The 14,811-nt window shown below is 43.1% G+C and carries 11 protein-coding genes and 1 pseudogene; 3 read left to right on the top strand and 9 right to left on the bottom strand.

The genetic code is table 11. The features are described 5' to 3' along the window. The first annotated feature begins 38 nt into the window (after positions 1-38). Positions 39-1,415, top strand: a complete 1,377-nt coding sequence (gene rlmD / locus IGK14_RS06505) for a 23S rRNA (uracil(1939)-C(5))-methyltransferase RlmD (RefSeq protein WP_081117300.1) — start codon at positions 39-41, stop codon at positions 1,413-1,415. Positions 1,416-1,486: 71 nt separating this feature from the next. On the opposite strand, the gene IGK14_RS06500 is transcribed toward rlmD, so the two are convergent. Genes IGK14_RS06500 through IGK14_RS06485 form a run of 4 tightly spaced genes read right to left on the bottom strand, consistent with a single transcriptional unit; the run spans position 1,487 to position 5,153 of the window. Beyond that, on the bottom strand, positions 1,487-2,047 hold the full coding sequence (locus IGK14_RS06500) for a hypothetical protein (RefSeq protein WP_179135488.1): 561 nt from the start codon (positions 2,045-2,047) through the stop codon (positions 1,487-1,489). Positions 2,048-2,063: 16 nt separating this feature from the next. Then, positions 2,064-3,269: an ABC transporter permease gene (locus tag IGK14_RS06495; protein ID WP_154694420.1), complete on the bottom strand. Its 1,206-nt coding sequence runs from the start codon at positions 3,267-3,269 to the stop codon at positions 2,064-2,066. After that, a complete protein-coding gene (locus tag IGK14_RS06490) occupies positions 3,266-3,940 on the bottom strand; it encodes an ABC transporter ATP-binding protein (RefSeq protein ID WP_081117303.1) in 675 nt (224 codons plus the stop codon). The genes IGK14_RS06495 and IGK14_RS06490 overlap by 4 nt, the downstream gene beginning before the upstream one ends. Beyond that, positions 3,924-5,153, bottom strand: a complete 1,230-nt coding sequence (locus tag IGK14_RS06485; protein ID WP_438711895.1) for an efflux RND transporter periplasmic adaptor subunit — start codon at positions 5,151-5,153, stop codon at positions 3,924-3,926. The genes IGK14_RS06490 and IGK14_RS06485 overlap by 17 nt, the downstream gene beginning before the upstream one ends. Before the next feature lie 244 nt (positions 5,154-5,397). On the opposite strand from IGK14_RS06485, the gene IGK14_RS06480 reads away from it, so the two are divergent. Further along, positions 5,398-6,543, top strand: coding sequence for a sensor histidine kinase (locus IGK14_RS06480; protein ID WP_081117305.1), 1,146 nt, complete (start codon positions 5,398-5,400; stop codon positions 6,541-6,543). 18 nt (positions 6,544-6,561) lie between these two features. After that, positions 6,562-7,238: pseudogene (locus tag IGK14_RS06475) on the top strand (response regulator transcription factor). Positions 7,239-7,383: 145 nt separating this feature from the next. Here IGK14_RS06475 and glyS read toward each other — a convergent pair. From glyS to IGK14_RS06450, 5 genes are all read right to left on the bottom strand, one after another. Then, positions 7,384-9,456 carry a glycine--tRNA ligase subunit beta gene (gene glyS, locus IGK14_RS06470; RefSeq protein WP_034868511.1) on the bottom strand — a complete coding sequence of 691 codons (2,073 nt, stop codon included), beginning with the start codon at positions 9,454-9,456 and terminating at the stop codon, positions 7,384-7,386. 1 nt (position 9,457) lies between these two features. Next, the gene (glyQ, locus tag IGK14_RS06465; RefSeq protein ID WP_005225852.1) at positions 9,458-10,369 is read right to left on the bottom strand and encodes a glycine--tRNA ligase subunit alpha; all 912 of its coding nucleotides are present in this window, start codon (positions 10,367-10,369) and stop codon (positions 9,458-9,460) included. 15 nt (positions 10,370-10,384) lie between these two features. Then, positions 10,385-10,624, bottom strand: a complete 240-nt coding sequence (locus tag IGK14_RS06460) for a hypothetical protein (protein ID WP_015509542.1) — start codon at positions 10,622-10,624, stop codon at positions 10,385-10,387. A 298-nt stretch (positions 10,625-10,922) separates the two neighbouring features. Continuing rightward, positions 10,923-12,680 (bottom strand): glycoside hydrolase family 35 protein, encoded by a 1,758-nt coding sequence (locus IGK14_RS06455; protein ID WP_231473551.1) that lies wholly within the window; start codon positions 12,678-12,680, stop codon positions 10,923-10,925. Further along, on the bottom strand, positions 12,680-14,692 hold the full coding sequence (locus IGK14_RS06450) for a beta-galactosidase (protein ID WP_154694417.1): 2,013 nt from the start codon (positions 14,690-14,692) through the stop codon (positions 12,680-12,682). Before IGK14_RS06450 ends, IGK14_RS06455 begins: the two co-directional genes overlap by 1 nt. Between the last annotated feature and the right edge of the window lie 119 nt (positions 14,693-14,811).

Genomic DNA, 14,811 nt, shown 5'->3' with positions numbered 1-14,811 from the left:
TGGTAAAATGAACTGACTATTTTATTTAAGGAGTTCACATGGCAAATACACAAGTCCAGCTTGGACAAAAACTACAACTAACGATCAAACGCTTGGGGATCAACGGAGAAGGCATCGGGTATTACAAAAAGCTGATCATCTTTGTTCCCCGTGTTCTACCGGGGGAACAGGTCATTGCCGAAGTCACCAAAGCATCTCCCCGCTTTGCTGAAGCTAAGATGACCAAAATCATCAAGCCAAGCAGCGATCGCATCCAACCACCCTGCAAGTTTTACGACCGGTGCGGCGGCTGCCAATTGCAGCACTTAGTCTACGACAAACAATTAGACTTCAAAAAAGACCTATTGAAACAAGCACTTGAAAAATTTAAGCCAAAAGGCTACCAACAGTTTGAACTAAGGGATACTTTAGGCATGGATGTTCCTTGGCATTACCGCAACAAAGCACAATTTCAATTGCGTTACAACAGTCAAACCAAACGAATCGAAGCGGGTTTATACGAAATGGAGTCTCATCGCTTAGTCGCCATTGATGATTGCCTCGTACAAGAACAAGATACGCAAAAAGTGATCAACGGCATCGTCCAATTGTTGAATAAATACCAGATCCCGATTTACGATGAACGCAAGAACAGCGGGATTCTACGGACATTGATGGTTCGTATCGGGATCGCGACTGGCGAAGTTCAAGTCGTGTTCATTACCAACTCTGTCAAACTGCCGCAAAAAAATGCGCTGATTCGCGAGATCAATCAGCGCTTGCCGCAAGTCGTTTCCATCATGCAAAATGTGCAAAACAAAAAAACGTCCGTCGTCATGGGAGAGGAAACGATTCATCTTTGGGGCAAAGAAGCGATCGAAGAACGGTTGAATGAACTGACCTTCGACTTGTCCGCCCGCGCATTCTTCCAGCTTAATCCACAGCAAACCAGCATCTTGTATCAAGAAGGGTTAAAAGCCCTTGACTTGAGCAAAAATGAAACAGTCGTTGATGCCTATTGCGGTGTGGGAACGATTGGGTTGAGCGTGGCTCCATATGCCAAAGAAGTCCGCGGCATGGACATTATTCCTCAAGCAATTGAAAATGCCCAAGAAAATGCACGCCGCATTGGTGCCCAAAATACCCATTATGAAACGGGGACTGCTGAGGAGCTCTTACCAAAATGGTTCAATGAAGGCTTCAAACCTGATAGCATCATTGTTGATCCACCAAGGACAGGCTTGGATGAACGATTATTGCAAGCTTTGCTGAAACAACCACCGAAAAAGATGGTCTATATATCTTGTAATGTTTCTACTTTAGCAAGAGACTTGGTCCAATTAGCCAAAGTGTTTCACGTAGAATATCTGCAATCAGTAGATATGTTTCCACAAACCGCCCGCTGCGAAGTAGTGGTAAAATTGACCCGAAAATAAACACTCGCCTGACAAATCATCTTGTGATCTGTCAGGCGAATATTGTTTTCGTTGTCTTTTAAGCATAACGATTAATTGATTTGTAAGACGAGGACTTTCGTGGCAATAAAGGTGTCACCTACTCGCTGCCCATAAAGACTTACCGATCGTTCAAGCTGCAGATCCGCACGTGAGCCCTCCACGATTCGAGAATTATGCGATTGTGCATCATATAGAATTACTTTTATCTCAGTCTCGCTAGTAATCGTAAAGGATAATCTTTCCTCAGATGCGATCGCCATATCAAAGACTTCGCCGTCTTCCCCTGTTCCTTGAGAAATGTTCGTCAATTCCATCTCAAAACGATCACCATCAATAAGAATGAGTGTGCCCGTTTCATCTGCTTGTGCCAATTCCTCATTCGCTCGCTCTGCATCAGTCTGAGTCACTTGTTGCGCTTTTGTCTGATCGGTTTGATCGTGATTATTTTGCGTCTCGTCTCCACTTTGACTCGATTGTGTTTGCGTTTGCGCCGTATTGATTTGATTGTTGATGGGTACGTTGTCGTTGTTTGTCTGTGGGTCATTCGCAGCAACACCACAACCACTAAGTAATGCCACAAACAAGATAATCGCTGTTTGACTTTTTTTCATAAAAAACACCTCCCTTTTATTCATAGCGTAATGCTTCGATCGGTTTTAATTTCGACGCTTTATAAGCGGGTAAGTAACCAAAAATAGTACCGATCAGCATTGAAAATGACACACTGATCAAAATGGATAACAATGAGATCGTCATCGGATACTCTAACAGACTCAAAGCGATCAGACTGATCAACAGACCGACGATGATGCCAATCAGCCCCCCGATCACCGATAAAACGATTGCTTCTGTCAAAAATTGCTGCAAAATCACTTTACGTTTGGCACCCAATGCTTTCTTCAAACCGATCTCTCTGGTACGCTCTGTCACACTGACCAGCATCGTATTCATTACACCGATCCCACCGACGAGTAAGGAAATGCTAGCAATTCCCCCCAGTAAAATCATATTCGATCGATTGATATCATCGGTCATTTTCTGCACTTCATCATAGTTGCGGATGGAAAAAACAAAATCTGAAGGCGGAATACTCTTGGTCAATTCATGGCTGGCTTGAACGACTGCTGATTCTAAGACGTCCGCATTCGTTGCCTGAAACAGCACTGTTGGCCTTTGGTTGAGCTTTCCTTCGACGAAACTTTGGCTGCCTCGAGGGATGAAGACATATTTCCCTGACAGTTGCTCCGTGTCAGAAACAGCTACGCCAACGATGCGAAAGGGCGTCCCATTGATTTCGATCAGTTGATTGATAGGATCACGATACGAGAAAAAAATTTCCGCCAAATCTTTCGTAATCACCGCAACTTGCTTTTGTGTCTGCAATTCGGTTTCAGTCATTGCTCTGCCAGCAAGGATCGTATGGGGCAAAATTTCAAAGAACCCGCCATCCATGCCTAGCACTGTCGTATCGGTTTGCTGGTCTCTTTGGAAAACTGTCAGATTGGCTTCATAGAACAAGCTAACGTTCTTGGCGTGATCAATGGTCAGCAACTTTTGCAGCTCTCCTTCTGATAGTTGCGGGGCATAATCAGGCAAACGATCATTTCTGCCGCTTTCGCCCGCTAAAAAAGCACTTCTGGCGTCATATTCAATCCGCATCGAGTTAGTATCACCACCAATCAGCTGCTTTTTCATGTTCTCAGTATTTCCGTTGATGATACTCACAATGGAAATGATCGAGGCAATCCCGACAATGATTCCTAGCATCGTCAACAAGGAACGCAAACGATGCTGGTAGATTGCGTGAATGGCTAAGCGAATATTTTCGGTCATCTTGTGCCCTCCTCAACAACTTCACCATCTTTAATGACGATTTGCCGCTTTGCATAGTCCGCGACTTCTTGTTCGTGGGTAATCAAAACCACTGTTTTTCCATGATGGTTCAGCTTAGTAAATAACGCCATGATCTCATGACTATTAGCGGTATCTAAAGAACCTGTCGGCTCATCTGCTAAAATCACATTTGCTTCTCCTGCTAATGCCCGAGCGATCGCTACTCGTTGTTTTTGCCCCCCTGACAACTGATTGATCCTAAAATCGATCCGATCCCTCAATCCGACACTTTCTAAGGCGTGAATTGCTCGAGTCGTTCGTTCTTCCTGATTGACACCAGCATACAAGAGCGGTAAGGCAGCATTTTGTAAAACGGATAGTTTGGGCAACAGTTCAAAATTTTGAAACACGAAGCCGATTTTTTGATTGCGGATCTCGGACAGTTCATCTTCACTCATTTGACTGGTATTTTTACCATCAAGTAGATAGCTGCCCGTTGTTGGCGTGTCTAAACAGCCAATAATATTCATCAAGGTCGACTTGCCTGATCCTGATCGGCCCATGATGGAAACAAACTCGCCAGCATTGATTGTTAAGTTGATTTTTTTCAAAACGTGAATTTCGCTAGTGCCCTGTGGGAACGTTTTGCAGACATCAATCAGTTGGATCATTTGGTTTCACATCCATTCCTTCTTGGATCCGAACTGTTGGGAAGACGAGCACCACTTGCATATCCAGTTCACTTTCTAACAGATACATGGCTTCATCCGTTTCATCTTCCATGATTTCCACGGATAGTTTACTGATTTTATGGTCCTCAACGACGTAGATGAAGGGCCTATCTTCTTCATAAAACACGAAAGATTTGGGCAGCTTGATCGCGGTTTGCTCTTCCTCAATGCGTTCTACAAAACAATGGATGCCAATACTAGGTGGCTCTTCACTTTCATCCAAAACGACCTCAAAACTAAATTGCGACAAATTGGGGTTTGAGCCTTGTTCTTCAACCACTACCGAAGGCTCTTTCATATCCCCAACTCGGGTGATCTTTCCAGTCCATCGCTGACTGCCGCCATTACGGTCTCTAAGTTCAACCTTTTGACCAGGCTCAAGTTGATTGCGGCGAAATTCATCCACAGTCCCTTTTAAAAAGATCCGACTGGTATCAACGATCGTCATAAAAGGATTCTCTGGGGCCGCTTCACTTGCGCTTCGATTCATTTGTCGCTCGTCCACGTCTTTAACGATTCCATCAATTTCGGCTTCCACGACGTCTGAGCCATGTTGCTCTTTGACTGAACGTAGTTCTAATTCTGCCCGTTCCAGCTCTAATTCGGCATCGCCAATGCTGCTTTCCAAGTTTTGCGCTTCTAGCAGTAATTGACTTTGCTGCATTTCCAAATCGGTTTTACGATCTTCCAGCCCTTCTTTGTCCTCTTCTTCCGCACTGGCAATTTTTTGTTTCGTCTCCTCCAGCTGATTCGTTACCTTATTGTATTGTTCCCATTTTTGATTCGTTTGCCGTCTTGCTTGTTCCACAGCTCTCGAGCGATTTGCCGTCGCCTGTTCTGCTTCTTTAATGGCCAAAGCTACCTCAGGGTTAGAGTAAACAAAAAGAGCTTGCCCTGCTTTGACTTGATCCCCTGCCTCTACTTTTTTCTCAACAACTGATCCTCTTGAGCTATCCACCTTGACTTCAACCGTTCTTGCTGGTTCAACGACTCCTACTAAGTAAAAATCTGCTCTCGGTTGCAGATCTTGCAAAGTTATTTGAGTGATGGAAGGTTCTTCACGACGAGCAACCCCCCAGGCACTCGTCCAGCCTAAACTGCCGATGATCAGTAAACTACTGATGATCATGAAACTCTTTTTTGATTTGTTCATATGCTTTCTCAAACATCTCACCTTCCTGATTGGTTAATCGAATGACCACCTTTATTTAACCATTGAATCAATTTCCGTTTTGAACGTTTCTCTTAATATCTGCTGAAGATTTCTTAAGAAAATAAAATTTTTCCGTTCTTTTTTTATTAATATGAAGAATTCTTAAGAAGAATTAGCTATTCGCTCCTACTCCTCTTTGCTATAATCAAGAAAGAATCAAGAACGAGTTAGAAAGGACTGTTTCATGCGTAGTAAATATTCTTCATTTGTCTTTTTTCTGGTTGGCTTCTTCTTATTGGTAGGAGCCTTATGGCTATTAAAGGAAACGAGACTCATTCAAATGGTGCTGGATAATTTTTTTTCAAACCTCGTTTTACAGGAAGTTGTGGAATCAAGTGATGGCCAAGGCGGGATGATCCTTGGTACATTTGTCGACTGGCGCCCTGTTAAACAATTGTTCTTGGCATTCTCCCTCTTTCTCGTTTTTGCCGTTACCTTGATTTGCTATTTTATCTATCGTTATGTTTCAAGGAAAAAAATTGCAAGGATCGCCGAAGGAATTCAGCTCTTTTTCTCTCAATCGGAAGCAAGTTCGACGGGCAGCCTAGCGATCGATCATGAATTATTAAAAATAAAAGATTCGATGAACCGCAATGAGGCTCTTTTAAAGGAAGAAACACAGCGCACCAAGGACTTGATCACCTATTTGGCGCATGACTTGAAGACTCCCTTGGCTTCAGTGATCGGCTATCTCAATCTATTGTTGGATACGAAAAACTTGACCAATGAACAAATGACGCAATCCTTGACGATTGCTTTAGAAAAGTCTGAGCGTTTGGAAACGCTGATGAATGAATTTTTCGACATCACCCGTTTTAATCTGCAAGACATCCAATTGTATCAACGGGAACTTGATTTCGTCTTCTTACTGAAGCAAATCCAAGAAGAATTCTATCCGCTTCTGAAAGAAAAAGAACAAACCATCTGCTACTCTGGACCAGAGAGCTTGAAATTAAAAGCCGATAGTGAACAGTTGGCGCGAGTGTTAAACAATCTGTTAAAAAATGCCATTGCCTATGCGCCTGATCAAACCACGATCACAATGCAGCTAACCGTAGACGAACAAGCAGCAATTTTTATCCTAGCGAATCAAAGTGAGCCGATCGAACAAGAACAATTGGAGGCATTATTTGAAAAATTTTATCGTCTGGATCAAGCTCGTTCAACCAAGACAGGTGGAGCAGGTCTCGGATTGGCGATCGCCAAAGAAATTATTTTGGCGCATCAAGGAACGATCCGAGCTGCTAGCAAGAACAATGAGATTCAAATGATCGTCACATTGCCTTTAGCGACAAATCAACATGAAAAAACTAGAAAGTCAGTTAACTGAAAAGGAAGGTCAATACGAGTGGAAAAGATACTTTTAGTTGAAGATGAAAAAGAAATTTCAGATTTGATTGCCTTTTATTTACGAAACGAAAATTTTTCTGTCATCACTTGTGCAGATGGGAATGAAGCTCAGGTACAGATCGAGCAAAACAGCTTTTCTTTGGCGATTCTTGATGTCATGCTGCCAGATATCACTGGCTTTGACCTGTGTAAAATCATCCGCAAAAAGCATCATTACCCAATTATTATGTTGACAGCTAAATCCGAGGAGATCGATAAGATCACTGGTTTGACAATTGGTGCCGATGATTACATCACCAAGCCCTTTCGTCCGTTGGAAGTGATCGCTCGGGTGAAAGCTCAGATACGCCGCTCGACTCAATACAACGGCTCAGATCAAAACAAATTGATCGTGAGGGAGTTGGAATTAGATGTCAATAAGCGAAAATGTTTCTTGCAAGAAGAAGAACTTTCCCTGACGCCGATCGAATTTTCCATTTTAAAATTATTGATGGAGCGAAAAGGCCAAGTGGTAAGCTCTGAGGAAATGTTTCAAGAGGTTTGGGCGAAAAATATTACACGTCTTCCAATAATACCATCATGGTCCACGTTCGAAACCTTCGGGAAAAAATGCACGATACCCACAAGAAGTCCTCTTATATCAAAACCGTTTGGGGGATCGGCTATAAAATTTAACACCAAAAACCGTCCTTTCATTGTACGAAAAGGACGGTTTTCTTGGGACTGAACACAAGTAAATCGAGAAACATAGAAAAAAGCCAGAACTGATTCTTTCAGTTCCAGCTTTTTTTATTTAGAAACGTGCAACTGCAAGCTTCTTTTATTTCGTAATCAAAGCATCTAAACTAGCCACTGCCAGACTCATCTTCGCGATTTTATCCAACAAGGCAAAACGGTTGCGGCGAATCTGTTCATCTTCCACCATGACCATTGTTTGATCAAAATAAGCTTCGATCAATGGGCGCAGTGCCACTAAGCTTTGGTAGTTTTCTTCCATCGTTTGATGTGGGAACTTGTCCTCTACTGTTAAGACCGCTTCATACAAGGCAGTTTCAGAGTCGTTTTCAAACAAGGCAGGATCAATTGCTGCTTGATCCAATTCGGCTTTTTTCGCTAAATTGATCACCCGTGTCAAAGCTTCCATCGATGGTTTGAAGTCGGTGTCTTGCAGATGTTCTCTTAACATTTGAGCCGTTTCAAACAACGTACTGATGTCTGCTTGACGTGCGCCTAAGACAGCTTCGATGACATCATGACGCGTATTTTTGCTGAGTAAGAATTGACGCAGACGACCTTTCACAAAATCGGTCACTTGTTCTTGACCAGCGGCAAGTTGAATCCCAAAAACTTCTGGTTGAGCATTAATGGCTTCACGAATTTCTTCTTGCAACTGAGCAAATGGGAAGTACCAGCGCTTTTCAGCTAAGATGCGGATAATCCCGTAGGTTTGACGGCGTAAAGCATAAGGATCGTTTGAACCGCTTGGAACCATATCAACAGCGAAGAAAGCAAGTAAGCTGTCTAATTTATCCGCAATCGCTAAAACAGCCCCGATTTTTGATTGTGGCAGCTCGCCTTCTGCTGAGATCGGCATGTAGTGTTCACGAATCGCTTGGGCAACTGCTGGTTTCTCTCCTTGGATCAGGGCATATTTTTCCCCCATGATCCCTTGCAACTCAGGGAATTCCCCTACCATATTGGTCACTAAATCAAATTTATAGATTTGAGCTGCCCGTTGAAGGTCGGTCAGTTCTTCTTGTGTTAAACCAACGGTCTTCCCGATGATTTGCGCTGCTAGTCCGACACGTTGCATTTTTTCATATAAGCTGCCGATTTTTTCGTGGAAGGTGACTTGCTTAAGTTTTTCCACGCAATGGTCAATGGTCAGCTTTTTGTCTTCATTGTAGAAAAACTCAGCATCTTCTAGACGAGCGGTCAGGACTTTTTGGTTTCCTTTGATGACATTATCGATCTTCACAGCATCCCCGTTGCGGGCAGAGATGAAGTGCGGCAGCAATTCTCCGTCAAGGGTGCGGACATCGAAGTAGCGTTGATGTTCTTTCATAGAAGTAACTAATACTTCTTCAGGGACAGAAAGGTATTTTTCTTCAAAGTCCCCTACAAAGGCTGTTGGGTATTCAACTAGATTTGTCACTTCTTCTAGTAAGTCTTCATCTAAATCGATCCGCCAGTTGTTTTCTTGAGCGATCGCATTGATTTGTGCGGTGATCATTTGTTGACGTTCGCTTGGATCAGCGATGACAAATTGATGCTTCATTTTTTCCAAATAGTCGTCCGCATGATCAAACGTGACTGCCTCACCTAAGAAACGATGACCTTTTGACTCGCGACCGGTAACAATATCAAGGATTTGGAAAGGAATGACTTGCTCACCAAAGAGTGCTACGATCCAATGAATTGGTCGGATATATTCAAAATCGTAGTCTGCCCAGTGCATCGTTACTGGGAACGTCAAACTCGTGATTACTTCCTGCAATCCTTTCAATACCTCAACGGTTGGTTGACCTTGGGTATGTTTCGTTACATAGACATACTCAACACCTTTTAATTCACGGAAGGTGATGTCATCGGTTGTCAATCCTTGTCCACGAACAAACCCTTGAGCTGCTTTCGACCAATTGCCTGCATCATCTAACGCGATTTTTTTCGCTGGTCCTTTGACCTCTTCTTGCGTATCCGCTTGTTTTTCAGGAATACCGGTGACATAGACAGCCAAGCGGCGAGGTGTGGAATAGGCTTCGATCGTTGTATAAGGCAACGCATGAGCATCTAAGAAAGCTGCCGTTTTTTCTTGTAATTGTTTCATACTTGGGGTTACGACATGCGCAGGTAATTCCTCTAAGCCGATTTCTAATAATAGGTTTTGTGCCATCTTATTTTCCCTCCTCAATCAGTTTTTGCGCCACTTCTGGATCAAGCAATGGATAACCGAGGTTTTCCCGTTCTGCTACAAATAGTTTTGCTACTTGACGTGCCATGTTACGGATACGTGCAAGGTACCCAGCACGTTCAGTGACGGAGACTGCACCACGTGCATCCAACAAATTGAAGGTATGGCTGCATTTTAAGATATAGTCGTAAGCTGGATGAACTAAGCGTTCATCGATACAGCGTTTTGCTTCTTTTTCAAAACGATCGAAGTTCCCTAAAAGCAAGTCTTGGTCACTGACTTCAAAGGAATATTTTGAATGTTCATACTCAGGTTGGCGGAAAATCTCACCATATTTGACACCTGCAGACCATTCAAGATCGTAGACACTTTCAACTTCTTGAATATAAGATGCTAGACGTTCTAAGCCGTAAGTGATCTCTGATGTCACTGGCTTACATGCTAAGCCGCCGACTTGTTGGAAGTAAGTAAACTGAGTGATCTCCATCCCGTCTAACCACACTTCCCAACCAAGACCTGCACAACCCATCGAAGGATTTTCCCAGTTATCTTCGACAAAACGAATATCATGTTCTAATGGATCGATCCCTAAAAGACGCAGGCTTTCTAAATAAAGCTCTTGGATATTTTCAGGAGAAGGCTTCATCACGACTTGGAACTGGTGGTGCTGATACAAACGATTTGGGTTTTCCCCGTAGCGGCCATCAGCTGGACGGCGAGAAGGTTCTACGTAAGCGGCGTTCCATGGTTCTGGACCGATTGCACGTAAAAATGTGTATGGGCTCATGGTTCCAGCCCCTTTTTCTGTATCATAGGCCTGCATCAGCATACAGCCGTTTTCGGACCAGAATTTTTGCAGGGTCAAAATCATCTCTTGCACAGTTAGTTTACTCATCTTTTTCTTCCTTTCTTATAACGCATTGACGACAGGATAAAATTCGACAACTGATCCAGGGATCAATTTCACTTCGACCACGACATCTGCTTCTAAAACATCCGATAAGTCGTAAAGCATTTGGTCTGGACTCGTTGTAAATTCATGTAAAAGCTGTTCATCCTTTAAAAGGCGAACTTGCAGTGGAATACTTGCTAATACTTTGAGCTTTTTTTCGGTAAACGCACTTGCTGGAATCGTCATATCAAATAACATAAAAACCCTCCTTTGTTTTTGTCTATTCTTGGTGTGAAACATAAAAAAGTCCCTATATCTATACAAAGTGTATAGATATAGGGACGATAAATTCGCGGTTCCACCCTACTTCCGACAAGTCGGCAGCTTCATTGATCATGCTCACGGACGCCTGCGAAATAAGGTTCCAACTTGGCTTTCACTCTCCCAAGTTCGCTTCATGGAATGGTCTTCTTTCTTTCTTCCGATCATAGCACGGATTCGATTACCCTTATGATAGTAGTTGAAGCTAGGGTTTGTCAATGATTAATTTGAACTTTTATGCTTCTGGACCTAAATCCGCCTGATCATGAAAGACGATCTCATCAGCGATTTTCCCATCACTTTCAAAAACGATGATCTCATTCATTCCGATTTTTAAAAACGGTGCTGGGACGTACAAGCGCTGCTGCGGTCCTTTTTCCCAAAAACGGCCGATCGTATGACCATTGACTTGGACAAACCCTTTACCCCAGCCTGGCAATTCGATAAAAGTATCTGCACATTCATCAAAAGCACATTCAAAGCGTGAGAAACTTGGTTGTCCTTTTTGCCATTTTCCTTGGAAATCAATGGCATGCAAATTATCCATCGGTAAGGGATAGATTTCCCAGTTGCTTTGGAAGGCACCATTGATGATCACACCGTCTTTGATGCCTTTGTGCTGATGGTTCATTTTTACGGAATAATTGACCCGCCCCATATTCTCCACTAAGATCCCCAACTCGTTTTCTGATTCTGATAAATCGAAACTGTAGGTTTGACCGATTTCTTGATCGTAATCGATGCGCAAAAGTTCCTGGTTGATAAACGTATGGGCACGATCCATCGTATTGATCAGACGGTAGTCGGCAATCTTCCGAGCAGGCCCAATCAGTGAGCGATAATAGATATAACCTGTCGCTTGATTGCAGGCTTCCATCGATAACGGGTAATTACTTATAATCGGTTGACTGATCGTGTCGATCGTCGAAAACAAGGAGACTCGTTCTTTCACTGAGAATGTTCCATAAGCTTTTCGCTCAATTTCCATACTCAAGGGAAACTCAGGAATTTCCGCATAGTCAGCGATCACCTTTTTGAAGGCTTGGTATTTGGCAGTAGGTTCTCCCCATTCTGTCAACAAGGCATCGTAATCATAGCTAGTGACATCCGGCGCTAAGCGTTCATAATAATTTGACCCGTTCATAAAGCCAAAGTTGGTCCCGCCATGAAACATATAGATATTGACAGAACCTAATGCTAAACAATCCTGCAATTCCTTTACTGCATCTTGTGTTGAGGTCGTATGGTGCTGGTCGTCACCCCAGGCATCAAACCAGCCGATCCAAAATTCCATGACCATCAGTGGCCGTTTTTCTCCGTGAAATTTTCGAAGTTTTTCAAAATTTTCCTTGATGTTGGAGCCGCAGTTGATCGTAGGCAATGCCAAGTCTTTGATACTGCCGTTTTCTAGCATATCGTGCCAAGGTCCGTCAGAGGTCACTAACGGCGTTTCTACACCATGCTGCCGCATCGCAGCCACCATTTTCCGCAAATACTCTTTATCATTGGCATAGCTGCCGTATTCATTTTCTACTTGCATCATTATAATCGGACCGCCTTGGGTGATCTGCAGATCCCGCACTTGTGGAAACAAATGGGCGAAATAACGAGTGATTTTTTCCATAAATGGGGGATAATCAAACCGAAGCTTCATCATAGGGTCTTGCAATAGCCAATAAGGCAGTCCCCCAAATTCCCACTCCGCACAAATATAAGGTGCTGGTCGCAAAATGACGTAAAGCCCTACTTCTTGTGCCGTTTGGATAAATCGCCGCAAATCAAGGATCCCATCAAATTGATAGACACCTTCCTGTGCTTCATGAAGATTCCAAGGAACATAGGTTTCGACGGTATTACAGCCCATCAAGCGTAGTTTCTCTAAGCGATCTTGCCAATATTCAGGAACGACACGAAAATAATGGATCGCTCCAGAGATCACTTTAAAAGGCTTGTTGTCTAGATAAAAGTCATCTTCAATAGCAAAAGTTCGCATCAGTTACGCCCCTCTTTGACGATATAGGTGGTGTATTGCGTCAGCATCATTTCTGAAGAAAGAACCTTACCCGTCAGAAGATCCGTTTTTCCAACAAACATTTCTGGCAGCGGTTGTGCTTCTTCGTGGAAATTGATGATGACGAAAAATTTCGCCTCTTCATTTTCACGACAGGCAATTTCTAGTTTTGTTGCCTCCTCGATCACTGGGGTAATATCGGTCTCTTTGACGATCGTTTTGAAAAGCTGATCTTGCAGCTGATCTTCCAACTGTCCACCAAAGTAATAGACGGTTCCATCGCCAAATGTATTTTTGGTCACTGCCGGCATTCCTGCATAGAAATTGCTCGTGTAATGCGCTAGCGCTTCGGCGTTTTCTAAATGGATCAAATCGCTGACTAAATTACTTGTTCCTGTAAGTTCTTCATTAACTAACGAAACCCCGTTTGATTGTTCTGGCGCTAATGCATCGATTTCTTCCACCCAGATGCCAGCTAACTCCCGCAAGGGGCCAGGGTAACCGCCTAAGTGAACATTGTCTGATTGATCAACGATGCCACTCATATACGTTGTAAGTAAAGCACCACCTTGCTTAACGAAATCAGTTAGCCGCTCTTGCATCCCTTCTTTGATCATGTACAGAACCGGAGCTGCGACTAGCTTGTATTTTGATAAGTCAGCATCCACGGGAACCAAATCGACCGCAATATTTTGTTCGTAAAAATAGCGATAGTAACGATGGATCTGTTCCACATATTTCAGATCAACGGTTGGACCACTCGTATATTCTAAAGCCCAATAATTGTCCCAATCGAAAATCACAGCAACCTGTGCTTGGGTTTGCGTGCCAATGATGTCTGAAAGCTGCGCTAATTCAGCCCCAAGAGCTGCTGTTTCTCGGAAAACCCGCGTGTCTTCATGACCGACATGTTCGATGACCGCACCATGGAATTTCTCACAAGCACCAATGGAACGTCGCAATTGGAAGTATTGGATCGTATCTGCCCCATGAGCAATCGTTTGATAGCTTTGCGCCCGCATCTGTCCTGGTTTTTTTAATGAATTATAAGGCTGCCAGTTTTGTTGGGAAGGTGTTTGTTCCATCAGCATAAAGGGTTGCTGTTTTAACCCGCGCATCAAATCATGGGTCATGGCTACTAAGCTCCATGGCGTATTGTACGATGGATAATTATCCCACGAAACAAGGTCCATTTCCTTTGCCCACTTGAAATAATCCAGTCCTTTAAAGGTTCCCATCAAATTCGTTGTAATCGGTGTTGTGGGATCGATTTTCCGAATAGCGTCCCGCTCCATCATGTAGTTTTTTAAAAGACTATCCGAGTTGAACCGCCGGTAGTCAATAGAAATTCCTGCAAATGCCGTCTTGTCATAGCCGATTCCTTCTGACAGCGCATTTGGCAGCACGATTTCATCCCATTCATACACGGTATGACCCCAAAATTCCATATTCCAGGCTTTATTCAGTGCTTCGATCGTATGATATTTATCCTTTAACCAGACACGAAACGCTTTTTCACAGTTGTCGCAATAACATTCGCCGCCGTATTCATTATTGATGTGCCAACAAGTCACTTGTGGATTTTCGCCGTAACGTTCGGCTAATTTCGTTGCCAAGCGTTCTGCGTATTTTTGATAAACCAAACTGTTGGGACAGGCATTGTGCCGTTGCCCAAACTTATGATGGCGTCCATCATAATCGGTGCGAGCGACTTCTGGATACTTCTTAAACATCCAAGCTGGCAAAGCAGCTGTGGAAGTGGCTAAGACGATGTCGAAACCTTCCGTACTTAATTTTTCGATGATTTGATCCAATTCCTCAAAATCATAATAATTTTCAGAGGGTTGGATCTTTGCCCATGAAAAAACATTGACGGTCGCGCTATTGATACTTGCTTTTTTAAAGATCCGAATGTCTTCTTCCCAAATCTCTTTCGGCCACTGATTTGGATTATAATCGCCGCCAAATAGAATTCTATCAAAAAATTTTGTCATGTAAGTGAACGCTCCTTTAAAATAAAATGATTTCTACTCTCTTATTGTAAGGCTTTTCATTCTGTTGTAGTATAATACATGAAACACTATTTTATAACTTTTCGAAACATGGAGGTACA

The organism is Enterococcus sp. DIV0970a, assembly GCF_051711265.1.
Lineage (GTDB): Bacteria > Bacillota > Bacilli > Lactobacillales > Enterococcaceae > Enterococcus_D > Enterococcus_D casseliflavus.
Note: the sequence above shows the minus strand (reverse complement) of the source record. Positions and strands in the feature narration are given on the sequence as shown.